The organism is Massilibacterium senegalense, assembly GCF_001375675.1.
Lineage (GTDB): Bacteria > Bacillota > Bacilli > Bacillales > Massilibacteriaceae > Massilibacterium > Massilibacterium senegalense.
Genome location: NZ_LN831786.1, coordinates 968143 through 994001, shown reverse-complemented (window position 1 = coordinate 994001; position 25859 = coordinate 968143). Strand labels below are relative to the sequence as shown.

27 protein-coding genes are annotated in these 25859 nt (G+C 35.6%); 22 read left to right on the top strand and 5 right to left on the bottom strand.

Annotated elements, in window-relative coordinates; genetic code table 11:
- Nucleotide 1: 1 nt before the first annotated feature.
- The 7 genes from BN1372_RS08350 (at nt 2) to spo0A (ending at nt 8794) form a co-directional block, all read left to right on the top strand.
- A complete protein-coding gene (locus BN1372_RS08350; protein WP_062198497.1) occupies nt 2-889 on the top strand; it encodes a polyprenyl synthetase family protein in 888 nt (295 codons plus the stop codon).
- Nucleotides 890-1485: 596 nt separating this feature from the next.
- Nucleotides 1486-3375 (top strand): 1-deoxy-D-xylulose-5-phosphate synthase, encoded by a 1890-nt coding sequence (dxs, locus tag BN1372_RS08345; RefSeq protein WP_062198495.1) that lies wholly within the window; start codon nt 1486-1488, stop codon nt 3373-3375.
- Nucleotides 3376-3378: 3 nt separating this feature from the next.
- Nucleotides 3379-4191, top strand: coding sequence for a TlyA family RNA methyltransferase (locus BN1372_RS08340; protein WP_062198493.1), 813 nt, complete (start codon nt 3379-3381; stop codon nt 4189-4191).
- 253 nt (nt 4192-4444) lie between these two features.
- Nucleotides 4445-4894, top strand: coding sequence for a transcriptional regulator AhrC/ArgR (gene ahrC, locus BN1372_RS08335; protein WP_062198491.1), 450 nt, complete (start codon nt 4445-4447; stop codon nt 4892-4894).
- Between the two features lie 15 nt (nt 4895-4909).
- Entirely contained in the window at nt 4910-6637 is a 1728-nt protein-coding gene (recN, locus tag BN1372_RS08330; protein WP_062198489.1) for a DNA repair protein RecN, read from the top strand.
- A gap of 102 nt (nt 6638-6739) precedes the next feature.
- A complete protein-coding gene (spoIVB, locus tag BN1372_RS08325) occupies nt 6740-7822 on the top strand; it encodes a SpoIVB peptidase (protein ID WP_062198487.1) in 1083 nt (360 codons plus the stop codon).
- A gap of 150 nt (nt 7823-7972) precedes the next feature.
- Nucleotides 7973-8794, top strand: coding sequence for a sporulation transcription factor Spo0A (gene spo0A / locus BN1372_RS08320; RefSeq protein WP_062198485.1), 822 nt, complete (start codon nt 7973-7975; stop codon nt 8792-8794).
- Between the two features lie 265 nt (nt 8795-9059).
- Here the strand turns inward: spo0A and BN1372_RS08315 are convergent, their stop codons facing one another.
- Nucleotides 9060-9299, bottom strand: a complete 240-nt coding sequence (locus BN1372_RS08315; RefSeq protein WP_062198483.1) for a DUF2627 domain-containing protein — start codon at nt 9297-9299, stop codon at nt 9060-9062.
- A gap of 200 nt (nt 9300-9499) precedes the next feature.
- Between BN1372_RS08315 and bioA the strand changes: the two genes are divergently transcribed.
- From bioA to BN1372_RS08285, 6 genes are all read left to right on the top strand, one after another.
- A complete protein-coding gene (bioA, locus tag BN1372_RS08310) occupies nt 9500-10867 on the top strand; it encodes an adenosylmethionine--8-amino-7-oxononanoate transaminase (RefSeq protein WP_062198481.1) in 1368 nt (455 codons plus the stop codon).
- On the top strand, nt 10864-11553 hold the full coding sequence (gene bioD, locus BN1372_RS08305) for a dethiobiotin synthase (RefSeq protein WP_062198476.1): 690 nt from the start codon (nt 10864-10866) through the stop codon (nt 11551-11553). The genes bioA and bioD overlap by 4 nt, the downstream gene beginning before the upstream one ends.
- 478 nt (nt 11554-12031) lie before the next feature.
- Nucleotides 12032-12793: a transporter substrate-binding domain-containing protein gene (locus BN1372_RS08300; RefSeq protein WP_074018159.1), complete on the top strand. Its 762-nt coding sequence runs from the start codon at nt 12032-12034 to the stop codon at nt 12791-12793.
- A gap of 18 nt (nt 12794-12811) precedes the next feature.
- Complete coding sequence (locus BN1372_RS08295; protein ID WP_062198474.1) at nt 12812-13468, top strand: amino acid ABC transporter permease; 657 nt, start codon at nt 12812-12814, stop codon at nt 13466-13468.
- Nucleotides 13458-14201, top strand: a complete 744-nt coding sequence (locus BN1372_RS08290; RefSeq protein WP_062198472.1) for an amino acid ABC transporter ATP-binding protein — start codon at nt 13458-13460, stop codon at nt 14199-14201. Before BN1372_RS08295 ends, BN1372_RS08290 begins: the two co-directional genes overlap by 11 nt.
- A gap of 129 nt (nt 14202-14330) precedes the next feature.
- Entirely contained in the window at nt 14331-15287 is a 957-nt protein-coding gene (locus BN1372_RS08285) for an aromatic acid exporter family protein (protein ID WP_062198470.1), read from the top strand.
- A gap of 16 nt (nt 15288-15303) precedes the next feature.
- On the opposite strand, the gene prli42 is transcribed toward BN1372_RS08285, so the two are convergent.
- On the bottom strand, nt 15304-15378 hold the full coding sequence (gene prli42, locus BN1372_RS15560; protein WP_267902270.1) for a stressosome-associated protein Prli42: 75 nt from the start codon (nt 15376-15378) through the stop codon (nt 15304-15306).
- A 144-nt stretch (nt 15379-15522) separates the two neighbouring features.
- Here prli42 and mce point away from each other — a divergent pair, with 144 nt between their 5' ends.
- The 6 genes from mce (at nt 15523) to BN1372_RS15215 (ending at nt 21024) form a co-directional block, all read left to right on the top strand.
- Complete coding sequence (gene mce, locus BN1372_RS08280) at nt 15523-15942, top strand: methylmalonyl-CoA epimerase (RefSeq protein WP_062198469.1); 420 nt, start codon at nt 15523-15525, stop codon at nt 15940-15942.
- Between the two features lie 28 nt (nt 15943-15970).
- Nucleotides 15971-17518, top strand: coding sequence for an acyl-CoA carboxylase subunit beta (locus tag BN1372_RS08275; protein WP_062198467.1), 1548 nt, complete (start codon nt 15971-15973; stop codon nt 17516-17518).
- 78 nt (nt 17519-17596) lie between these two features.
- A complete protein-coding gene (locus BN1372_RS08270) occupies nt 17597-18715 on the top strand; it encodes a M20/M25/M40 family metallo-hydrolase (RefSeq protein ID WP_062198465.1) in 1119 nt (372 codons plus the stop codon).
- Nucleotides 18716-19027: 312 nt separating this feature from the next.
- Nucleotides 19028-19753 (top strand): DUF2225 domain-containing protein, encoded by a 726-nt coding sequence (locus BN1372_RS08265; RefSeq protein WP_062198463.1) that lies wholly within the window; start codon nt 19028-19030, stop codon nt 19751-19753.
- A gap of 12 nt (nt 19754-19765) precedes the next feature.
- Nucleotides 19766-20689: a ribonuclease Z gene (rnz, locus tag BN1372_RS08260; protein ID WP_062198461.1), complete on the top strand. Its 924-nt coding sequence runs from the start codon at nt 19766-19768 to the stop codon at nt 20687-20689.
- A 197-nt stretch (nt 20690-20886) separates the two neighbouring features.
- A complete protein-coding gene (locus BN1372_RS15215; protein WP_154662980.1) occupies nt 20887-21024 on the top strand; it encodes a hypothetical protein in 138 nt (45 codons plus the stop codon).
- Between the two features lie 30 nt (nt 21025-21054).
- Here the strand turns inward: BN1372_RS15215 and BN1372_RS08255 are convergent, their stop codons facing one another.
- Together BN1372_RS08255 and proC are read right to left on the bottom strand one after the other, a co-directional pair.
- Nucleotides 21055-21786, bottom strand: a complete 732-nt coding sequence (locus tag BN1372_RS08255; RefSeq protein ID WP_062198458.1) for a glycerophosphodiester phosphodiesterase — start codon at nt 21784-21786, stop codon at nt 21055-21057.
- A gap of 29 nt (nt 21787-21815) precedes the next feature.
- Nucleotides 21816-22628, bottom strand: coding sequence for a pyrroline-5-carboxylate reductase (gene proC, locus BN1372_RS08250; RefSeq protein WP_062198455.1), 813 nt, complete (start codon nt 22626-22628; stop codon nt 21816-21818).
- Nucleotides 22629-22798: 170 nt separating this feature from the next.
- Here proC and BN1372_RS08245 point away from each other — a divergent pair, with 170 nt between their 5' ends.
- The 3 genes from BN1372_RS08245 (at nt 22799) to BN1372_RS08235 (ending at nt 25395) form a co-directional block, all read left to right on the top strand.
- On the top strand, nt 22799-23590 hold the full coding sequence (locus BN1372_RS08245) for an SDR family NAD(P)-dependent oxidoreductase (RefSeq protein WP_062198453.1): 792 nt from the start codon (nt 22799-22801) through the stop codon (nt 23588-23590).
- 117 nt (nt 23591-23707) lie between these two features.
- The gene (locus BN1372_RS08240) at nt 23708-24958 is read left to right on the top strand and encodes a Y-family DNA polymerase (RefSeq protein ID WP_062198451.1); all 1251 of its coding nucleotides are present in this window, start codon (nt 23708-23710) and stop codon (nt 24956-24958) included.
- Between the two features lie 143 nt (nt 24959-25101).
- The gene (locus BN1372_RS08235; protein WP_062198449.1) at nt 25102-25395 is read left to right on the top strand and encodes a hypothetical protein; all 294 of its coding nucleotides are present in this window, start codon (nt 25102-25104) and stop codon (nt 25393-25395) included.
- A gap of 143 nt (nt 25396-25538) precedes the next feature.
- On the opposite strand, the gene BN1372_RS08230 is transcribed toward BN1372_RS08235, so the two are convergent.
- Nucleotides 25539-25853 (bottom strand): thioredoxin family protein, encoded by a 315-nt coding sequence (locus tag BN1372_RS08230; protein WP_062198447.1) that lies wholly within the window; start codon nt 25851-25853, stop codon nt 25539-25541.
- Nucleotides 25854-25859 lie beyond the last annotated feature (6 nt).

The following is a 25859-nucleotide window of genomic DNA, read 5'->3' as shown; positions in this document are numbered from 1 at the left end:
CGTGGCGCATCTTTCTTTTAAAGAATATTTACACGAAAAAAGAAACATCATTGAACAAGCATTGCCGACATATTTTGAACATAAAATGATTCCAATACCATTAAAAGAATCGATGTGTTATTCGTTACAAGCAGGTGGAAAGAGATTACGACCTGTTCTTGTTTTAGCGATGTTAGATGCGTTTCAAAAAGAACCTTTGATTGGTCTTGATGTTGCTTGTGCCATTGAAATGGTCCATACGTATTCCTTAATTCATGATGATTTACCAGCAATGGACGATGATCAGCTTCGCCGTAATCTGCCTACTAATCATGTGAAGTTTGGGGAAGCAACGGCGATTTTAGCAGGGGATGGGTTATTAACTTTTAGTTTTCAAGTGATTGCGGAAAGTAAAAACATTGCACCTGAAATGAAAGTACAACTTATTCAACAATTTGCTAAAGCAGCGGGTCCTGAAGGAATGGTTGCAGGTCAAATAGTCGATATGGAAGCGGAAAAAAGACAAGTGTCTCTAGAAGAGTTAACATATATCCATACTCATAAAACGGGAGATTTATTAGCTTTTAGTATTGAATCTGGAGCGTTATTAGCAGGTGCATCGGAACAACAAATGAAATATATTCACCAATATGCAAGAAGTCTTGGACTTGCATTTCAAATTAAAGACGACATTTTGGATGTGGAAGGGGACGAAGTAACGCTTGGAAAACATGTCGGAAGCGATGATGAACAAGAAAAAAGTACGTATCCGAAGTTGCTCACGTTACAAGGAGCAAAACAAACCTTGTATGAATATATCGAAGAAGCAAAACAAAGCATCCAAAAAGCAAAGATTCATGATCAATATTTGTTGAATCTTGCAGATTATGTGATGACACGTAATTCGTAAAAATAGACAACAGCCATAAAAATTTGTATAATTTGTATTATAACAAAGAATAAAAAATGACAACCTGTTATATAGGAGAATAGTCATTCAATCGCAAAATAGTACGTTGTCCATTTTATCCTTCTTAATGGGAAGAAAATCCTATTTCAAAATGTTAAGATAAAGTACCGAAAAACATGAAGGAGAGGACAAAATCCCTAATGTAGCTAGGATGAATGAACGACTTTTGCTATAAGTCAAAGCTCTACAGAAGTAAAAAGAACTTCTTTCGGTATTCGACTTTTAGTTCATCGTTGAATGAGCTCATCTCCGCATTTTTTGATAAAAATCAGAAACGATTTACAAAAGTTTTATGTAATATACCAATAGCCGAACATGCCACGAATAGTTTTCGCTGGAAATATCGGCTTTTTTGTTCTTATGATGGACAAAGAATGGAAAAAGAGATCATAAAAAGATAGTGCCAATTTTCACGTTTTCGACTAATTTAGGGGAAATGATTTCTCAAATGAGTATTTATTTGGTATGATGAAACCGGTATAAAAAAGTATAAACATGAGGTATTGATTACTCGAGATGAAAGTGAGGAAAAAATCATGGATCTCGAAAAAATTAACAGTCCGTCGTTTTTAAAAGAATTAAATCAAGAACAATTGACGAATCTTGCTGTTGATATACGTAAATTTTTAATTGAAAAATTGTCGGTTACTGGCGGCCATTTAGGTCCGAATTTAGGGGTAGTAGAATTAACGATAATGCTCCATAAATTATTTAATAGCCCGAAAGATAAATTAATTTGGGACGTAGGGCATCAAGCGTATGTACACAAAATTTTAACAGGACGTGCTAGTGGATTTGACCAATTACGCCAATACAAAGGGCTTTGTGGTTTCCCAAAACGTAATGAAAGTGAACATGATATCTGGGAGACGGGGCACAGTTCTACTTCTTTATCTGCTGCGATGGGAATGGCTGTTGCAAGAGATTTGAAAAAAACAGATGAATCCATTGTTGCCATTATCGGTGACGGGGCTTTAACTGGAGGCATGGCGCTTGAGGCGTTAAATCATATTGGACATGAACAACGAGATTTAATTGTTGTGTTAAATGATAATGAAATGTCAATTGCCCCGAATGTTGGAGCTCTTCATAATGTATTAGGCCGATTACGAACAGCTGGTAAATACCAAAAAGCCAAAGAAGAATTAGAATCTATTTTACGGAAAATACCGGCCTTTGGCGGAAAAATTGCGGATGCAGCAGAACGCGTGAAAGATAGCTTAAAATATTTACTCGTTTCAGGAATGTTTTTCGAAGATTTAGGTTTTACGTATTTAGGTCCAGTTGATGGGCATAGTTTTGAGGAATTACAAGCCTCTTTAAGTTATGCAAAAAAGACAAAAGGACCGGTATTAGTACATGTAATTACAAAAAAAGGAAAAGGGTACGAACCAGCAGAAAATGATGAAGTCGGAACATGGCACGGATTAGGTCCATATAAGATTGAATCTGGAGAAGTAGTGAAAAAACCTGGTCCAAAGGGATACAGTGCAGTTTTCGGAGAAACATTGGTGAAAATTGCAAAAGAAGACCCGAGAATTGTTGCGATTACAGCTGCTATGCCAGGAGGTACTGGGTTAGACATATTCCAAGAAGCCTGTCCAGATCGCATGGTAGATGTCGGAATTGCCGAACAACATGCGACAACACTTGCGGGTGGACTAGCTACTCAAGGGATGAAACCTGTTTTTGCTGTGTACTCTACGTTTTTACAAAGAGCTTATGATCAAGTTGTCCATGACATTTGTCGTCAAAACTTAAATGTTGTTTTTGGAATTGACCGGGCTGGTCTTGTCGGAGCTGATGGTGAAACACATCAAGGCGTTTTTGACCTTAGTTATTTACGCCATATCCCTAACATGGTAATCGCAATGGGAAAAGATGAAAATGAATTACAGCATTTACTTTACACGGCATTACAATATAATGATGGTCCAATTGCTGTACGTTATCCACGAGGGAATGGATTAGGAATTCCGATGGATGACACATTGAAAGAAATTCCAATCGGGACGTGGGAAGTATTGGAAGATGGTTCAGATATCGCCATTTTAACATTTGGTACGATGATTTCATTAGCATTAGAAGCACGGGAACAGTTAATGGAACAAGGAATTTCTGCACGGGTGATTAATGCTCGTTTTATCAAACCGCTTGATTCTAAAATGTTACGTCAACTTGTTAGTGAAAACATTCCACTATTAACGGTAGAAGAACATGCGTTAGAAGGTGGATTTGGCAGTGCGGTATTAGAATTTTTGGAAGAAGAAAATAGTCCATCTACCATAATAGAGCGAATTGGGATTCCAGATCGATTTATTGAGCATGGAAGTATTCCTGAATTATATGAGGAAATTGGGTTAACCGTCACAGAAATTAAAAAGCGAGTACAACAAATGGTGCCGTCCAAAGAACAGAGGGCGTAAGGAATGAAAAAAGTAAGAATTGATGAATGGCTTGTGCAACAAGGCTACTTTCCAACCACAGATAAAGCAAAACGAGCAATTATGGCTGGGATTGTTTTTGCAGATGACATGAGGGTGGATACAGCTGGAACGAAAGTAGCGGACACTGTTTCGATTAAAGTAAAAGGAAAAACGCTTCCTTATGTCGGACGGGGCGGTTTAAAATTAGAAAAGGCATTACGTGTTTTCCCAGTCACTGTTCAACATAAAGTGATGATTGATATTGGTGCTTCAACGGGTGGTTTTACGGATTGTGCGCTTCAAAATGGAGCAAAATTAGTATATGCAGTAGATGTCGGATATAATCAATTGGCATGGAAATTACGCCAAGATGAACGAGTAGTCGTGTTAGAGCGGACCAATTTTCGCTACATGACTGCTGCACAACTTGAAAAAGGCTTGCCGCAATTTGCAACGGTAGATGTTTCTTTTATTTCCTTACAGTTAATCTTACCGGTATTAAAAACAATGCTTTTTCCGAATAGTGACTGTATTTTATTAATAAAGCCACAATTTGAAGCTGCACGGGAAGAGGTTGGCGAAAAAGGAATTGTCCGTGATAAAACTGTGCACGTTCGTGTTATTGAATCCTTTATCCAATTTGCAAAACAAGAAGGGTATACGGTTTGTGACATTTCTTATTCTCCGATTACGGGTGGAGATGGAAATATTGAATTTTTGGCACATGTGAAATGGCAAGCAAATGAGCAAGTAGATCATGAAATAGACGTCCTATCGTTAGTAAATACTGCGCACGAACATTTAAGAAAGACATAGTAAAAGAGTACACCGATGTACTCTTTTTTATTTTGTACCTAATAATGGATAGAAGGGATTGGAGGAGGAATAATTGAATTGTAAGAATGATAACGTTTAAAGCAGTTCAAATAAATATTCGTTAAATAAGAAGGAAGAAATGAAACATACAGTATATGGTAAATATAAAAAATGCATGTTTATTCATAAAAAGTTGTACAAATGAGTAAAAATTCGATAAGATGAACATAAGTATGATTTTTGGGGTGAAAAAATGAATAAAGGACAGCGACATATTAAAATTAGAGAGATTATATCCAATTTTGATATTGAAACACAGGATGAGCTAGTAGCACGATTAAAGGAAGCAGGGTATAACGTTACACAAGCAACGGTTTCTAGAGATATAAAAGAACTGCATTTAGTCAAGGTACCGATGATTGATGGACGGTATAAATACAGTTTACCTAGTGATCAACGATTTAATCCATTACAAAAATTAAAACGCGCATTAATGGATGCATTTGTACATATTGACCAAGCAAAAAATTTACTTGTCATGAAAACATTGCCTGGTAATGCCAATGCGATTGGCGCATTGATTGATAATTTAGATTGGGATGAAGTGTTAGGTACGATTTGTGGAGATGATACGATTTTAATTATTTGTCGAGAAGAGGAAACAACAGAAGCGGTTTGTCAACGGTTTTTAAACATGCTATAAAGAAGGTGACAAAAAATGTTGCTTGAATTATCGATTAAAAATTTTGCTATTATTCATCAATTAACATTATCGTTTGAAAAAGGAATGACCGTATTAACCGGGGAAACGGGAGCTGGAAAATCGATTATTATTGATGCGATTGGTCTTTTAGCCGGCGGACGTGGTTCTTTTGAATACGTTCGATACGGGGCGAAAAAAGCAGAAATTGAAGGATTATTTTTTGTTCAAGAGGAACATAGAGCTTTGCAAATTTGTAAACAGTACGGAATTGACGCAGAAGAAAATACCATTATTTTACGACGAGATATTTCCGATTCCGGAAAAAGTATTTGTCGTATTAATGGAAAAATGGTAACGATTGCGATATTACGTGAAGTAGGTCAATCGTTAATTGACATACATGGGCAACATGAGCATCAAGATTTGATGCAACCAGAACGTCATTTGTTTTTGCTTGATGAATATGCAAAAGACATCTTATCTGGAGCATTAGAAGAATATCGACAGTTGTTTGAACGGTATCAAAAATTAACCCGTCGTTTAATGCAATTAAATGAAAATGAACAACAAGTTGCCCAAAGAATTGATTTATTACAATATCAATTAGAAGAAATTAAAAAAGCAGACTTAGTTCCAAATGAAGATGAAGCATTATTTCACGAAAAGTCACGGTTAGCCAATTATGAAAAAATCTTTGAAGGAATCCACGATGCGTATAATGCGTTATATGGAGATAATCGAGGATTAGATTGGTTATCACACGCAATGAGTCAGTTAGAATCAATCAGTACAATGGATGAAAAATTTCAACAGTGGTATGAACAAATTTCCAATCATTATTTTATCGTTGAAGAGTTAACCTATACATTACGGAATGAATTAGATACGTTAGAATTTGATCCGAATCGTTTAAATGTCATCGAAAGTCGTTTAAATGAAGTAAATCAATTAAAACGAAAATACGGGGAAAGTGTTGCGAAAATCTTAGAGTATGCAGCAAAAATTGAAGATGAACTTGATACATTACTTCACCGAGAAGAACATGTAAGTCGTGCCCAAGAAGAATGCCAAGAAGTGGCACAAGATTTAATTTTAGAAGCTAAAAATCTAACAGAACGTAGACAACAAGCAGCCCAACAACTAATAGAAGACATTACGCAAGAATTAAAAGATTTATATATGGATAAAACGCGTTTTGATATTCGTTTTGAAAAAGTAGAAGCGACAACGAAAGATCCAGTGATTGATGGCGAGCATGTACATTTTACCCGCAATGGTATTGATCGGTGTGAATTTCTGCTTTCTACAAACCCAGGGGAACCTTTAAAAGAATTGGCAAAAGTTGCCTCTGGTGGAGAATTATCGAGAATTATGTTAGCATTAAAATCTATTTTATCGAAAAATCAAGGGACGACATCAATTATTTTTGATGAAGTCGATACAGGTGTAAGTGGGCGTGTCGCTCAATCGATTGCCGAAAAAATGTACCAATTAGCCAACGGTTCGCAAGTGCTATGTATTACTCATTTACCACAAGTAGCTGCTATGAGTGATGTTCATCTTTATATTTCGAAACAAGAAGAGAAGGGGCGGACGAAAACGAAAGTCCAACCGTTAGTAGAAGACGAAAAAATAAAAGAAATTGGTCGGATGATCTCCGGAGTAGAAATGACCGAACTAACGAAACAACATGCGAAAGAATTACTTGATTTAGCGAATGAATTTAAAAAGAAAACCAAATAAGGAATCCATTCCCCATGCGATTTTGTAATAATTAAAAAGGTGGTAGGTCAAATTATGACTGCACACCTTTTTTTGTGCACTCTATAGCGAGGAGAGTGGCTGATGAAAAAAATACATGGATTCTTTGTTTTAATGGTATTTCTCCTTGCCTTATTATATCCAGTACCGCCAGCTTCAACCGTCTTGCCAATCGAAGCAAAAGAAAAAACAACATCTTCTGTCCGATTGATTCCCGGTGGCCATTCAATTGGAGTTAAATTAAATACAGCAGGTGTTATTGTCGTGGGATATCATTTTCTTGATCAAAATGGCTCACGTATTTCTCCAGGAGAAATGGCAAAAATTAAAATTGGCGATGTCATTACACATGTTAATAAACAAAAAGTGGTAAAAATGCATGATGTTCGACAATTTGTCAATGAAGCAGGAGAAAGTGGTGTGCCTGTTATGATGACGCTTCAGCGCGACCGTGAGACATTACATGTAAAAATAAAGCCAGTAAAGGATGAGAAAAACGACGGATTTCGAATTGGTTTATTTGTACGTGATTCTGCAACAGGAATAGGAACATTAACCTTTATCGACCCACAAACAAAAAAATACGGAGCATTAGGTCATGTTATTACGGATATCGATACGAAAAAAGCAGTAAAAATAAAAGATGGGCAGTTATTATTTTCAACCGTAACCGCGATTGAAAAAGGGCAGCAAGGGAAAGCTGGGGAAAAGTTAGCAGAGCTTTCGATGCGTGATGTTAAAATCGGGTCCATTGAAAAAAACAGTCCATATGGTATATTTGGGAAATTAGAATATCCAACGGAACAACCTTTGTTTCAGGAATCCTTGCCAATTTCTACGCCAAAAGAAGGAAAGGCAACGATGTTAACAGTAATTGAAGGAGAAAAGGTAGAAGCTTTTGAGATTGAAATTACAAATGTCACCCATCAAAAAGTACCAAATCCTAAAGGGATGGTTCTTAAAATAACCGATGAACGTTTATTAGAAAAAACAGGTGGTATTATTCAAGGGATGAGTGGAAGTCCAATTATTCAAAATGGGCATATAGTCGGAGCTGTGACACACGTGTTTGTAAACGATCCATCAAGTGGATATGGTGTACAAATTGAATGGATGTTGCGTGAAACACAGGAAGAAAAGGAAATTATACAGCGAAAGGCGGGATAAAGTTCCCTCCTCTCGCTTTTTTTGTTACAATAGTTTATAAACACATAGGTCAAATGGGTAGTTTTTGAAAATGTAAAAGGGTTTCTAATCGTGTTGTCGAAAATATTTAAAGTGAAAAATAATGGCAAGTTGTGTTGAGGAGGAAAAATAGTGTCTAAAATCCAAATATGTTTAGCAGATGATAATCGGGAATTAATTCGCCTTTTAAAAGAATTTATGGTCAAACAAGAGGATATGGAAGTTATGGGCGTTGCATATAATGGAAAAGAATGTTTGGAACTATTAAAGAAAACAAAACCGGAAATTTTAGTATTAGATATTATTATGCCTCATTTGGACGGACTAGCAGTATTACAAAAAATGAAACGAAATCCGGAAGAATATGCACAACCAAATGTAATTATGTTAACAGCATTTGGACAAGAAGATGTAACGAAAAAAGCAGTAGAATTAGGAGCATCTTATTTTATGCTAAAACCATTTGATATGGAAAGTTTAGCAAGTCAAATTCGTCAAGTAGCGGGCAAATTATCGTCTACTAGTGATGGCGCGAATTATCGATCTTCATTTATCAATACGCCAAGTCGGAGTAGTAGTGTATATGTTGATAAAAAACAAGATTTAGATGCTTGTATTACGAGTATTATTCATGAAATCGGTGTACCGGCGCACATCAAAGGATACTTATATTTACGAGAAGCAATCACGATGGTATATAATGATATCGAATTATTAGGTTCAATAACAAAAGTGCTTTATCCAGATATCGCTAAAAAATATAACACAACAGCTAGTCGGGTAGAACGTGCGATTCGACACGCTATTGAAGTAGCTTGGAGTCGTGGAAATATCGATGCTATTTCAGAATTATTTGGATATACAGTATCCATGACAAAGGCAAAACCAACGAACTCGGAATTTATCGCGATGGTTGCAGATAAGCTTCGCATTGAACATAAAGTAACGAATTAAGAGGGGAAATACTGATATATCAATGTTTTTTATTTTTTGGTATATTGTGACATTCACTTCGTAAACACCAATAAACTACCTTTTGACACCAATAAAGAACATAAAGATACCTTTTTTTATTATTTGAATGAATAATAAAAAGGAAGGTATCTTTTTTATTCCCTTATTTATGAATGTGCGTAAGTCCCCATTTCAAAATGAGAAGGTGGTACTGAAAAATAGTTTAGCATGGGAAAAATGAGAACTTAATTAATGGCAGATTTCTTTATTTTTTTAATTTAAAGCGATCTTGTACTTTATTTTGTTTGCGATCACGATAAAAAATAAAACCACCTACAAACCATAAACCAAAAATAAACAATAAAAGCCCGATAATAAACTGAAGCGTATTAGATGGAATCCAACTCGCTTTTTGAATAAATAATGTATCGCGCATTAATTTTACGCCGTAACCAGCGACAATAGCGGGAATAACAAGAATTAATAAAGCGATGAACCGTTTCATTGTTTTCGTCCTTTCTCGATTATTTCTTCATTTATTGTAATGAAGGAAAAGGGAAAAGTCTAATATAATTGATTTTTCGCTCACGAACGAGCAGTAAGATCACCATGATGGAAAATTTCCTCATTTTTTGATTTCCCTCTTTGCATTTTTAAATGTTAACTATATAATATAAATAGGTTAACAAAAGAGGGGGAAGAAAGATGAAACACGAAGAATATATTCAAACGAGTAAAGATAGTTTGTGGTTACCTTTTACACAAATGAAAGATTATGATGCAGATCCATTAGTGATTGCAGAAGGAAAAGGCATAAAATTATACGATACAGAAGGAAAAGAATACTATGATGCATTTTCCTCTGTTTGGTTAAATGTACATGGGCATCAAAAGAAAGAATTAAACGAAGCGATTGTAGAGCAATTAGATAAAATTGCACATTCTACTTTACTAGGAATGACAAACGTTCCTGCAACAGAACTTGCAAAAAAATTAGTGGAAATTACGCCAGAAGGATTAACACGTGTTTTTTATTCGGATAGTGGGGCAACAAGTGTGGAAATTGGATTAAAAATGGCGTATCAATATTGGTTGAACCTTGGTGAAAAACGTACAACTTTCATTACGATGAAAAATGGTTATCACGGCGACACAATTGGTGCTGTAAGTGTTGGTGCTGTAGATGTTTTTCACCAAATCTATCAGCCGCTTATGTTTGAAAGTCATGTCGTTCCATACCCTTACGTTTATCGTCATCCATCTGGTAACGAAGAAGCATGTGTGCAAGATTGTTTAAATCAGTTGGAAGAAAAATTAAAACAATATCACGTAGACGTATGTGCAGTCATCTGTGAACCGATGATGCAAGGTGCGGGTGGAATGATTAATATGCCCTTTGGATACTTAAAAAAAGTTCGAGAGTTATGTGATACATATAATGTTTTATTAATTTGTGACGAAGTAGCAACAGGATTTGGCCGAACAGGAAAATTATTTGCTGTTGAATATGACGGAGTGACTCCTGATATTATGACAGCAGGAAAATGTTTAACAGGTGGATATTTACCAGTCGCGATTACATTAACAAAAGAGAAAATTTACGAAGCGTTTTATGACGATTTTGATAAAATGAAAACCTTTTTCCATGGCCATTCTTATACGGGAAATCCTTTAGGTTGTGCGGTTGCTTTAAAAAACCTAGAACTTTTCGAACAAGACAATATCGTAGGACAAGTCGCGGGAAAATCTGTTTATTTAGCAAAATTGTTAAAGGATGTGAACGCACTCGATCATGTTGGAGATATTCGTCAACTTGGATTTATGACTGGGATTGAATTAGTGAAAGATAAAGAAACGAAGGAATCATTTGATGCTTCACAACGAGTAGGGTATAAAGCAACGTTACGAATGCGAGAATTAGGCCTCCTCACTCGTCCTTTAGGAGATGTGATTGTTTTTATGCCACCACACGTTACGACGAAAGAAGAGTTACAAGAGATGGTAGCGATTGTAAAGCAAGCGATTGATGAAGTAACCAAAGAAGCATATAAAGAGGCGGTGTCCATAAAATGAATGGTTTTTTCATCACAGGGACTGACACAGAAATCGGAAAAACATTTGTAACGAGCCATTTAGCAGCATTATTAAAGAAAAAAAAGGTCGATGTTGGAGTTTTTAAACCGATGATGAGCGGGACAAAAATAGATGACCCAATTAGCGATGCGATGCAATTAAAAACATTTTCTGGTGTAAGTGATTCTTTAGAAGAAATTGCTCCCTATACATTTTTAGAACCAGTTTCCCCATATATTGCACAAAAATTACATAAAACATCGATTGAAAAACGACACTTAGTAGAAAAATGGAATGATATCAAACCAAAACACGACTGCTTTCTTATAGAAGGAGCAGGTGGGTTATATGTTCCTTATACGGATGATTGCATGGTAAGTAATTTTGTAAAAGAAACAAAATTACCACTTATTATTGTGGGGCGTGCAAATCTTGGAACAGTAAATCATCTGTTATTAACGGTTCATTATGCTAAAACAGAAGGTCTTCCTATTAAAGGAATCATTTTAAATGGTGGAAATGGAGAAAAAGCTGGAATTGCAGAAAAAACAAATAAATGGATGCTCGATGCGTTTACGGATATCCCAGTGTTAGGTGTGATTCCGAAATTTACAAACGAAAGTTTAGAAGAACGATTAACTATTATCGAACAACAGCTAGATATGGAAACATTGCTAGGGGAATAAATCGCCCCTAGTTTTTTGTTTTCTAAGACAAAAAAGAAAGCTTGTAAGAATAGATAGGAGTTTTAGATAAAAAAAGAGAGCAACGGTGGGGGTGCCAGTTGCTCTTGTAAAAATTTATTCTTATAGGGAGTTTAGGGGGTGTGGGGTCTAGATGATATTTATAATATACCCATGACCTTTTTAATTTAAACATTTTTTAAAAAGTTTTTTTATTTTTTTATGTAATAGGTACACTGTCATATAAAAAATAAAAAACATTGAATAAAAATAAGTTTATATGTATAATAATAAATATATAGAGAGAAAGGAATACAGGTTAAAGTAATATTATTTATATTTTATGAAAATTTTAAAAAATATAAATTCACTTCTTTTCTTTTCAAAAGTATTGATATATATTAGGATTGTGTTAAAATTCGTATCAGTGTATAATTATTAAAATAAAATGATATAAACAATTTTGAAAGGATGAGCATACATGAATAAAAAATGGATGGCATTGGTAACGGCCGCTATCTTACTGTTAGGTATTTTTTCAGGATGCAACAAACAAGATAGTGCAAATGGCGATAAAAAATTAGTGATGGCAACGTCCGCAGACTATGCTCCGTTTGAGTATATGGACACGAAAAAAGGCGATGAAATCATTGGTTTTGACATTGATTTAGCGAAAAAAATCACAGAAAATTTAGGGTATGAATTAGAAATTAAAAACATGGATTTTAAAGGGGTTATTCCAGCTGTTACACAAAAACAAGCTGATTTTGCATTAAGTGGCATTAACCCAAATCCTGAACGTGCGAAGTCAGTAGATTTTTCCGTTCCATATTATAAATCGAAACATTCTGTTGTATTTCTTGAAAATACGAACTTACAGTCACAAGAAGATTTAAAAGGAAAAGTAGTTGGTGTTCAATTAGGTTCTACACAAGAAGCAATAGCAGATAATTTAAAAGATGTAAAAATTGAAAAACGAAATAAAATTCCTGAACTAGTGCAAGAAATTAAATCTAGTCGAATGGATGCAGCGCTGATTGAAGAATCAGTTGCAAAAGGTTATTTAGAAAGTGATCAAAACTTAAAAAGCTTTTTATTACCAGATTCTGAAGACGTAAATTACGTGATTGCTTTTCAAAAAGATAGCGAATTAAAAGAACAATTTGATAAAGAAATTAAAAAATTACAAGAAAACGGTGAACTACAAAAATTACAAGATAAATGGTTTTCTAAACAACAATAAAGAAAGGACTAACAGGGCATGAATTTTGAACGAATCGTGCCCTCTATTCCTTTTATTGCACAAGGAATAGGGGTTACATTACAAATTGTTATCGTTTCCATTCTTTTAGGTGTTTTCATTGGAACGATTTTAGCTTTAATGAAAATTAGTCGATTAAAATTGCTAGAATGGATAGCAAATATTTATACTTCTATTTTCCGCGGAACACCGCTTTTATTACAACTCGTCACGCTTTATTATGCTGTTCCTCAACTTACTGGATATAAAATGGAGCCGTTTTTAGCTGCCATTTTAGCATTTGGATTAAACTCTGCTGCTTACGTATCAGAAATTATTCGTGCAGGTATTCAAGCTATCGATAAAGGACAAACAGAAGCAGCACAAGCGCTTGGAATTCCTTATAATCGTATGATGTTAAATATCATTTTACCGCAAGCTATTAAAAATATTTTACCAGCATTAATGAACGAGTTTATTTCATTAACGAAAGAATCGGCGATTGTAGCAGTAATCGGAACGGTAGATATTATGCGCCGGGCAGATATTGTAGCAGCAGATACGTATTTATATTTTGAGCCGTACTTGATCGCTGGGCTAATTTATTATGTGCTTGTGATGATCTTAACGATGATTGGAAAAGCGGTAGAAAGGAGACTGAGCCGAAATGACGGTTAACCAGGAAAGTGCAATTGAAGTGAAAAACTTACACAAGTCATTTGGAAAATTAGAAGTGTTAAAAGGGATTTCTACTACGATTCAAAAAGGAGAAGTAGTAGCGATTATTGGTCCTTCAGGTTCAGGAAAGTCTACCTTTCTTCGTTGTTTAAATATGTTAGAAATGCCAACTTCTGGTGAGGTTTGGATAAACGGGGACGAAGTAACCAATCCGAAAACAGATTTAATGAAAATGCGTCAAAATATCGGCATGGTTTTTCAACACTTTCATTTATTTCCGCATATGACGGTATTAAATAACTTAACATATGCACCGAAAGTAGTGAAAAAAGTAGATGATAAAATTGCAGAAGAAGAAGCAATGAAATTGTTAGAACAAGTAGGACTTCCAGATAAAGCAGATGTTTACCCTAATCAACTATCTGGTGGACAAAAACAACGTGTTGCGATTGCAAGAGCATTAGCAATGAAACCGGATATGATGCTTTTTGATGAACCGACAAGTGCGCTAGATCCTGAAATGGTAAAAGAAGTACTGGATGTGATGAAAAATTTAGCGCATACGGGAATGACTATGGCAATCGTTACCCATGAAATGAATTTTGCAAAAGAAGTGGCGGACCGCGTTTTCTTTTTAGATCACGGTCAATTAGTGGAAGATACACCGCCTAATGAATTTTTTACCAACCCCAAATCGGTTCGTGCAAAAGAATTTTTACAAAAAGTGTTATAAAACCTCGAATTTTTCGAGGTTTTTTTAATTTTTTTAAAATTTTTAAACAGTTTTAGATTTATACGGTTGTTATATATCACAGAAATGTTTAAAATAGAAGATAGACATTCGTTGAATGAGGGTAGCGCAATGAAAATAGGATATCGTACATTAAAAACAGCAATAGGAGTGGCAATCAGTGTCTCGATTGCTCAACTGTTACATCTACAGTTTGCACCGAGCGCTGGGATTATTACAATTTTATGTGTAAAAGAATCCAAAAAGCGTTCACTTGTAAGTGCGATAGATCGAATCCTTGCTTGTTTAATCGGTATGATAGTAGCAATCATTATTTTTGAAAGTACAATCTATCATCCTATTACACTAGCAATTGTCATTTTATTCTTTATCCCACTTGCGGTATTATTTAATGTAAAAGAAGGTATTGTGACAAGTTCTGTTATCATCTTGCATCTCTATTCCTTACAAACGATTTCTTGGATAATTATTACGAATGAACTTTTGTTAATTACAGTTGGTGTGTTAGTTGCGCTCTTAATGAATGTTTATATGCCAAGTTTAGAAAAACCATTGAACCAGTATAAAACAAAAGTCGAACACCACTTTATGATTATTTTTCAAGAGTTTTCGAAATATTTACGCCATGGAGATCGGAATTGGGATGGAAAAGAATTTTATGAAGTGTATGATATAATCGAAGTTGCGAAAAGTTTAGCGTTTCGAAATGTCGAAAATCACGTGTTACGAAATGATGACGAATTTTATCAATACTTTCAAATGCGGGAGAAGCAGTTGAAAACAATCGAGCGATTAATGCGAATTATTTCTTTAATGGATAGAACCATTATTCACGCTGAGCCGATTGCTACACTATTAGATGATGTGAGTCGTTCCATTCAACCAGTAAACACTGGACAAGTGTTTCAAAAAAGACTCCATCAGATGAAAGAAGATTATCGTAAAATGCCTTTGCCTGTTACACGTGATGAATTTGAAACACGTTCGCAATTGTTTTACTTTATTTTAGAGATGGAAGAGTATTTTGTCATTGAGCAATCATTCCAACAAAATAAAAAGAATAGGTGATGGTTCACCTACTCTTTTAAAAGAATGATATACCGACAAGAAGCGTTGAAACTAACATTGTCGCAATCATTAGATAGATCATGAAGCGCATTGTTTTTTTTGACACAATCGTCCACTCCTTTTGTAATTCTTACACCATTTTACAAACAATTAGCGAAATAGACAAGGGTATAAATTACGAGTATCTTTTAGAAAATTTAGAATACTCAATGAATGCAAGAAAGGATGAGGGGACATGGCAAAGCAACCTAAGAAAATCGATCACATCGGTATTGCCGTGCGGTCACTAGAAGAAAAATTACCATTTTATACCGAACACCTACATATGGAACTTCTCGGAATTGAAGCTGTTGAATCAGAAGGCGTAAAAGTTGCGTTTTTACAAATTGGGGAGTCTAAAATTGAACTTCTTGAACCATTACATGATGAAAGTCCAATTGCTAAATATATAGAGAAACGCGGAGAAGGAATTCATCACGTGGCCCTTGGTGTAGATGATATTGATGGGCGCATTGAAGAATTAAAAGCAAATGGTTTGCGCATGATCAATGAAACAGCAAAAGAAGGTGCAGGTGGAGCACGCATTGCATTTATCCATCCTGCATCTTCTGGAAAAGTACTTTATGAATTATGTGAGAAGAAAGAAGCAAAATAATAATTAATCAATAAGGGGGCAAACAAACATGGATATGTTCGATAAAATTTTTGAACTACAAGATCGTAAAAGTGAAGTCGCTCGCGGTGGTGGTGAAGCGAGAATTGAAAAACAACACGCAAAAGGTAAATTAACTGCTCGTGAGCGTATTGAATATTTACTAGATGAAGGAACATTCGTTGAATTAAATCCATTCATTGAACACCGTTGTACAGACTTTGGTTTAGACAAACAAAAAGGTCCAGGTGAAGGGGTAGTAACAGGGTACGGAAAAGTAAACGGTCGTGACGTTTATCTTTTCGCACAAGATTTCACTGTATTCGGTGGAGCTCTTGGAGAAATGCACGCATTAAAAATTGCAAAAGTAATGGACTTAGCTGCAAAAAATGGTGCGCCGTTTATCGGTCTTAATGACTCTGGTGGTGCTCGTATTCAAGAAGGGGTTGTATCATTAGATGGTTACGGCCACATTTTCTACCGTAACAGTATTTATTCTGGGGTAATTCCACAAATTTCTGTTATTATGGGACCTTGTGCAGGTGGGGCAGTATATTCTCCTGCGATTACAGACTTTATTTTCATGGTTGAAAAAACAAGTCAAATGTTTATTACAGGACCAAAAGTAATTGAAACAGTTACAAAAGAAAAAATTACTTCTGAAGACCTTGGTGGAGCGTGCGTACATAGTACAGTAAGTGGTAACGTACACTTTACCGGAAAAACAGAAAAAGAAACGTTAGATGAAGTAAGAAAATTACTTAGCTATCTTCCGCAAAATAACCGTGAAAAAGTTCCGGTTGTTCCTTACGAAGAGGAAGATGATTACCGTCCGGAATTAGCAGATATTGTGCCAATTGAGTCAACTCGTCCATATGACGTTCGTAAAGTAGTAGCAGAGGTAGTAGATAAAGATTCATTTATGGAAGTGCATAAAAGTTTTGCAAAAAATATCGTAGTTGGATTTGCGCGTATTAAAGGAGAAACTGTTGGTCTTGTATGTAACCAACCGAAATTTATGGCAGGTGGTTTAGATATCGATTCATCCGATAAATTATCTCGTTTCGTTCGTACGTGTGATTCTTTCAATATTCCTGTTATTACGTTTGAAGATGTAACTGGATTCTTCCCTGGTGTTAAACAAGAACACGGTGGAATTATCCGTCATGGTGCGAAAATCCTTTATGCATATTCAGAAGCTACTGTACCACGTATTACAGTTATTACACGTAAAGCATATGGTGGTGCTTACGTGGCATTAAACTCAAAAGCAATTGGTGCCGATTTAGTATTTGCTTGGCCAAATGCAGAAATCGCAGTAATGGGCGCACAAGGGGCAGCAAATATCGTATTTGCTCGCGAAATTAACAGCAGTGTTGACCCAGAAGCTACACGCGCAGAAAAAATTGCAGAATACAGTGAAAAATTTGCAAATCCTTACGTTGCAGCAGCTCGCGGTATGGTAGATGATGTTATCGACCCTCGTGAAACACGTATTAAATTAATCCAAGCATTGGAAATGTTACGTAACAAACAAGATACTCGTCCATACAAAAAACACGGTAACATTCCTTTATAATATCTCTTTTGAAGTTTGCCTCCTTATACGGTACAATAAAGTAGCCATTTTATTGTACGATTATAAGGAGGCTTTTTTATGGTAAACGAAGAACGATTAGTACAAGAGTTTTTAGAGTTAGTGCAAGTGGATTCTGAAACGAAACATGAGGAAAAAATCGCAAAGGTTTTAAAACAAAAATTCCAATCGCTTGGTCTAGAAGTGTATGAAGATCATTCTAAGAATCAAACAGGTCATGGCGCTGGAAATTTAATTTGTACATTAAAAGGGACAACAGAAGGAACTCCTATTTATTTTACATCTCATATGGATACTGTTACACCTGGAAATGGTGTCAAACCATTGATTCAAGATGGATATGTCGTAACCGATGGAACGACCATTTTAGGTGCGGATGATAAAGCTGGGCTTAGTGTCATGTTTGAAGCACTTCGTCTGTTACAAGAACAAAATATCGAACATGGAACGATTCAATTTGTTATTACAGTAGGAGAAGAATCAGGATTACAAGGTGCCAAGCATTTAGAAAGTGGTCGATTACTTGCGAAATACGGGTATGCATTAGATAGTGATGGAGAAGTAGGTGAAATTGTGGTTGCTGCTCCGACACAAGCAAAAATGAAAGTAGAAATTTTGGGTAAAACAGCACATGCTGGTGTAGAGCCTGAAAAAGGGGTATCTAGTATTACAGTAGCAACAAAAGCGATTGCTAAAATGCCACTTGGTAGGATTGATGAAGAAACAACTGCAAATATCGGTCGTTTTGCCGGTGGACGCGCAACGAATATCGTCTGTGATTACGTGGAAATTTTAGCAGAAGCTCGTTCTTTAACAGAAGAAAAAATGAGTAAACAAGTACAGTTAATGAAAGACATTTTTGAAGAAACAGCTACAAAACTGGGTGCACGAGCAAATGTTCATACAGAAGTGATGTACCCAGGATTTTCTTATAAAGACGGGGATGAAGTAGTAGAAATGGCAAAACGAGCAGCAGAAATGATTGGTCGTACACCTAAACTAGTTAAAAGTGGCGGTGGAAGTGATGCGAATGTCATTGCTGGATACGGGGTGCCTACTGTCAACTTAGCTATTGGTTATGAACAAATCCATACTGTTCATGAAAAAATGCCCATTAAAGAATTAGTTAAGGCAACCGAAATGGTTGTAGCAATTATGAAAGAAGCAGCAAAAGCATAAGCGAGCGGGATTAGGATATTCTTTTGATTAAAAAAGAGAACTAAAAGGAATAACGAAATCTTCTATCAGATGGGGTTTTTGCTTTTCCACATTCAACTGCTTTTTCACTTTATGAAATGGGGATCTTACTGCCTGTTGAGGAGAAATAAACGTAAAAATAATAAACTTATTTTTTATTAACAGGTGATAAGACCTACGTTAATCCAGATTTCTTTTTTAAAATTTGATTAAATGCCTTTCCTTTCGCTGTTTTTTATAAGACAATAGTAGGATGTAAGGTAGGAGTTTTAGTGAACAAGAAAGGTGACATTTATGAATGAACCATTAAAGCCTTTGTATGACAAGCGAGTTACGTGTTTGCATTGTCACCATAAATTTACGTCGAAAAAAGTACGAACGAAATTTGCCCGCCCCATTAAAACAGATACAGATTTTTGTTCGTATTATGAAGAGGATGATTGTAATCCTGTTCTTTATTTTATTAATGTTTGTCCTGAATGTGGTTTTTCTTTTTCTGATCATACCCCATCTTATTTTCCGCCGGGAGCTTATGAACGAATCGAAAAAGAGATAGTTAGTAAGTGGATAAAGCATAGTTTTAGTGATAAGCGCACGAAACAAATGGCGATTGAAACGTATAAATTAGCTATTTTATCTGCTTCTTTAAAAGGAGAAAAGCATATTGTACTTGCAGGCTTGTGTATGCGATTAGCTTGGCTATATCGTCAACTTGAACAAGTGGATTTAGAAGAACGCTTTTTACGATTAGCACTTCAAGAATATGAACAAGCATATACATATGGAGACTATGCGACATCGGAAGTGCCTGAAATTAGTGTCATTTATTTAATTGGGGAAATATATCGTCGTCTGGGAAATTACCACGACGCTATACAATATTTTTCACAAGCAGCTAATCATTCTATGAAATCAATGTATCCAAAATACGTTCAAATGGCAAGAGAACAATGGCGTGTAACGAGAGAACAATATGCGCAAATGGGGAACGAGCAAGCGGGAACCGATATGGTAAAGTAAGGAGGTAACAAGATGCAACTTACATTCCTCGGTACAGGTGCGGGGATGCCAGCAAAAGAACGAAATGTGGCAAGCATCGCTTTATCTTGGTTAAACAAAGAAGGAGAAATCTGGTTGTTCGATTGCGGCGAAGCAACACAACATCAACTATTACATACATCGTTAAAGCCAAGAAAAATTGCTAGAATTTTTATTACCCATCTTCACGGGGACCATATTTTTGGTTTGTTAGGTCTTTTATCTAGTCGCTCTTTTTTAGATGGTACGACTCCTCTTTTTATTTATGGTCCAGCGGGCATACGTACGTTTATTGAAACGGGTCTTCACGTTAGTCAAACTCATTTGCGGTATTCTCTTCATATTGAAGAAATACAAGATGGGTGGGAGTTACATACGAATCAAGCAGTTGTCTCGGCAAAACAATTGAAACATGGTATTCCCTCTTTTGGATTCCGTATTTGTGAGTATGAACAACCAGGAATTTTACTAGTAGAAAAATTGAGAGCGTTACACGTAACACCAGGACCTATTTATCAACAGCTAAAAGAAGGTGTGGATGTTCTGTTAGAAGACGGACGCTTTTTAGTTGCATCGGAATTTGTAGGACCGAAGAAAAAAGGTCGTATTGTTACGATTTTAGGTGATACTAGACCAACGCAAGCATCAGTTGCATTGGCAGAAGGGGCAGATGTATTAATTCATGAGGCAACTTTTTCGGAAAAAGAAGCCGAACATGCTGTTCGTTTTTTTCACTCTACTACAAAAGAAGCTGCTCAAATTGCAAAGGACTCCAATGCAAGAGAGCTCATCTTAACGCATATTAGTGCAAGGTTCCAAGGAGAGGCACTTGTTTCCTTTATAGAAGAAGCAAAGCAGTGCTTTCCAGCTGTTACTATTGCATCCGATTTTTTGACGTATTCTATCGCGAGAAAATAAAATATGGTGTTTGCATGTAAAGAAATCTTCTATTAAGGGTCCTTCTTTTATTGATAGAAGCTTTCTTTTTTTCGTAAAAAAACAAAAAGGATTGAATATTATTCTCAGTCATGCTATAATCATAAATGAAAACAATACTCAATATCGTTACTAAAAACGTTTATATACTTATATCACGGAAAAACGAGGTGTGAATCATGGTTATGGCATTTATTGCTTTAACAGTTGTTACGTATCTTGGGGTTATGTTTAATATCTTGTATCGTGTGCGTGATCCATTTACTGTTCGTCTTGTTCGTAAATTTTCTTCTCACCAAAAACCACATATATCATAAAAAAAAAGCGATCAATCTGACCGCTTTTTTTTACTTATATTCGTTTCGAATGGTGCGTGCGATATCTGGAACATCTGTGACGATAGCATCTAAATTCCACTGAAAAGCTTTGCGCAGTTGTTGTTTTCGATTAACAGTATACGAGCGTATCGTCAAACCGTGTTGTTGGAAGGATCGAACACTTTTTTCGTCTAATGTCCGAAAGGCAGGATGGATACTTATCCCCCCAAACTGTGCAACATAATTCCATGGTTCCATTAATCGCGCATTGTAAAGAGGAGCTACTTCTACAAATGGATCTAATTTTTTTAAACGTACTAAACTATTATGATTAAAAGAAGAGAATACGGTTCGTTCTTCCATATGATAAGCTTTTATTAAATGAAGTACCGATTGTTCTAGTTGTGGATAATCTATAATGGCATTTTTTAATTCAATATTTAAAAGTAAAGGTTTGGTGTGAAGCCATTGAAGTACTTCTTCTAATGTAGGGATCGTTTCTTTTGCAAATGATTGATGAAACCACGATCCAGCGTTTAAGGCTTTTAATTGTTGTAAAGAATGGTTACATACGTATCCTTTTCCATTCGTTGTTCTTCCTAACGTCTCATCGTGAATTACAATGGGTATTCCGTCTTTTGTTAGTTGTACATCTAATTCAATACCATCTGCTTTATACGTTAATGCTTGTTTAAAAGCAGCCATTGTATTTTCGGGACATACTTTACTGGCACCTCGATGTGCGATAATGAGTGTTTTCACCGTTTGCCCCCCCCTTTTATGGTTAATACTTACTTTCCTAATTCTATCGATCGTTTTGTTGCATTTTTGACGCATTGTTGAATAGCTTCTTTCACATGATATTCATCGAGTGTACGGATACCTGCTTCCGTTGTCCCATTTGGACTCGTCACTTCTTTACGAAGTAATGGTGCTGGTTTTTGGGTTTCTTTTAACATCGACGCACTACCTAAAATGGTTTGTACAGCAAAATCGTGTGCTAAATTTTCAGGCAATCCTAATTGAATAGCTGCGACTTCCATTGCTTCTACTACGTAGTAAAAATAAGCAGGACCGCTTCCTGATAATCCTGTAATGACATGTAGTTGGTCTTCTTCTACTTCTTCAACAATCCCAATTGTTTGTAATAATGTTTTTGCTGTTTGAACGTGTGTGTCGGATGCATACATCCCTCTCGCAATCCCAGTTGCAGAAAGCCCTAACGTTGCGGATGTATTTGGCATAGAGCGGATAACAGCCACTTGTTTTTGACAAGCTTGTTCAATTTGTGCACAAGAAATGCCGGCAGCAACAGAAATAATCAGCGCATCGTTATGCAAAAATTGTTGCAACGGTAAAAGTGCCTTATGTACATCTTTTGGCTTCATAGCTAAAAATATAATGGTAGCAGATTGTAAATCTTGTAGGTTTTGTGATGTCTGAATATGATAAATTTCCTCTAAATATGTTAATCTATCCTTGTTACTACGGTTTATTGCTAAAATGTTAGTAGATGGGATTAGTTCACTTTTTACGATGCCGCTAATAATTGCCTCTGCCATCGCCCCTGCACCGTAAAAAGCTATCTTCTTATTATGTATCATAGTATCATCCTTTCTGATTATGACGACGCGTACTTGAAGTCATTATGCAACTGAAAAGGGGATGTGTCAAGGCGGTTGTTCTGCGATAGAAATATCGCTAAAAGCTACCTTCCATGCTAAAATGAAAGAAATAAAAAACGATGAATAAGAAAGAATGTGAGTAGAAAATAATGACGAGTTTACGAGATAAAACGATTGTAATTACAGGAGCTTCTAGTGGAATTGGAAAAGAAATAGCGGGACAATGTGTTGAACAACATGCGAATGTTATCTTATTGGCAAGAAGAGCAGATGTATTAGTAGAAATAAAAAAAGAATTAGACCAAAAAGGAACAGGAAGTGTTTCTATTTATCCAGTAGATGTGGCAAATCAACAACAAGTGGCATCTGTTTTTCAACGAATAGGAGAAACGTATCCAACGATAGACGTATTAATGAATAATGCCGGTTTTGGTATTTTTGAAACATTCATGGATATAACGGATGAGGAAATGAAGCGGATGTTTCAAGTAAATGTTTTTGGCGTTTTTTATTGTACCCAAGAAGCGCTGAAAATAATGAAAAAGCAACAGAAGGGGCATATTATTACAACTGCTTCTATTGCAGGAAAAATGGCAACCGCTAAGTCGAGTATATATGCAGCAACTAAACATGCTGTGATTGGGATGATGAACGCACTACGGTTGGAATTATCTACGACCGATATTGACGTGACATTGTTGAACCCAGGACCAATTCGCACAAACTTTTTCGAATTAGCTGATCGCAGTGGAACATACGAAAAAGCAGTAGAACGATATATGTTAGATCCAGTATTTGTTGCAAAAAAAGTAATCGAAGCAATTCATCAGCCAAAACGTGAAATCAATTTACCATGGTGGATGGGAATTGGAGCAAAAGCATACCAGCTCGCACCATCCATAACAGAAAAAATTGGTGGAGATTCTTTTAAAATGAAATGAGAAAGTGACCAATCCAGTACGGATTTGGTTGCTTTTTTATTTTTTTCCTCTTGATTCGAACATTCGTTCCCTGATATGATATTTATAGAACATTTGTTCTTGATGGAGGTAGAAAAGATGGACATACGTACATTACCGAGAAAAACTGTATTTTGTATTGATATGAAAGGTTTTTTTGCTAGTTGTTCTGCAGTGAAATATGGATATGATCCAGAAAAAGTATGTTTAGCGGTTGTATCGGATCAATCGCGACAAGGCAGTGTCGTGTTAGCTTCTAGTCCAATGATGAAAAAACGATTTTCCATCAAAACAGGAAATCGATTATTCGAGATTCCTAATCATCCAGATATTATTATTGTAAATGCTGATATGAGGGAATATTTGCAGATGTCGGTAAAACTATCTCAATTATTTTATCGATACGTTCCAAAAGAATGTATTTATCCATATAGTATTGATGAAAGTTTTTTAATCATGGACGGAACGAAACGTCTATGGGGGGAAGCGAAAGAGGCGGCTTATCGGATACAAGATGATATTAAACGTACATACGGTTTGCCGTCTTCTGTTGGTATTGGAGACAATATGTTGCTTGCTAAATTAAGTTTAGATTTAGAAGCGAAGCAAGTGGGGATTGCGCATTGGAAATATGAAGATGTACCAGAAAAACTATGGCCGGTAAAACCACTTCATAAAATGTGGGGAATTGGAAAAAGAATAGAAAGGCGCTTGCATCGATTAGGAATTATGACAGTTGGTCAGTTGGCACACGCTCCGGTTGCAACGTTAAAAAAAGAATTTGGAATGATTGGAGAGCAACTTTATTATCATGCACATGGGATTGATATAACCAATATTGGAGAACAGTCTGAGGTCGCAAGGAAAGGATATGAAAAGGGACAAATTTTATTGCGTGATTATCATCATCGCAAAGAAGTTTTATGTGTGTTATTAGAGATGGCAGAAGAAATTGCAAGAAGAGCTAGGGAAGATCACCAAGTTGCCCAAACTGTCATGTTGACCATTGGATATAGCAATTATTATTCTTTTCAACATGCTAAAACGTTAGAGGAACCAACAAATATTACAATGGACATTTACGAAACGTGTAAAGCTATTTTTATGAAGTATGATAATCCAAATCAAGCGGTTCGACAAATTCACATCTCTCTCTCCCATTTGGCAAATGATGATACAATGCAGTTGAATTTGTTTCACCCTAATAAAGAAAAAGAACGAAAACTTGGGTATGCAATGGATGAAATTCGAAAAAAGTATGGTACCACTTCGTTGCTTCGTGCTGTTTCTTATACGAAAGGAAGTACGATTCATGAACGAAGTAAGTTAATTGGAGGACATCAGGCATAAAAGTGTAAAAATAGTATGACACATTTAATGAATAGAATGCATATTTTTTTCAAAAAGTTAATAAATCTGTCACACTTTATTTACAAATCCATGCTATATTAAAGATGAAGCTGTTCATTAATCATTCTATGAGGTGAATAAAAATGATCCAAAGTAGTGTTGTAGAAGTAAAACCATTGGAAATTGATAAGTTGAAAGACGGTTTTGAAGTGTTATACGAAAAATGTATGTCTAACGAAGTAGTGCAAAAAGGCGAAGATGTGACAGAAATGGAAAAAGAGTGTTGTGAAGAAATGGTTCGAGTATTAAAAACAGGTGGTCATTCTTTTCAATCTGCTTTAACGATTGCACGTTACCGACTTGGTGACAAATATAAAACAGTAGACGAAGTAGTAAATTGTATTCAGAAAGATTGTAAAGAAATTTTTACAGTATAAGTAAATGAGGAACCGTCTTATTTGATAAATATATGTAGCATAAAATCTAAACAAAAAGAAGTATACAAAAAATCCCTTGTTGTAATGCAAAACAAGGGATTTTTAATGTTCTAACTACTTAATAAGCATTCGTTGCCTTTTGATTAGAATTGAGATAAGAATTCACGTACTTCTTCTGGTGTTTTAGCATTTGCACTATGTAAATGGCCGATTTTTTCACCGTTTTTAAATACAAGTAAACTAGGTATTCCCATTACATCATACTTCATCGCAACGTCTTCAATATTGTCTTTATTAAGTTGGTACCAATCTTTATCGGCATGTTCTTTTATAATTGGTTCAATAAACATATTCATGCGAGTGCAATCAGGGCACCATGTTGTATAAAATTTGACAATGGTCGTTTTTTCACCATTGATTACTTCGTTGAATACTTCTAATGTCGTTAATTCTTGCATGATGAA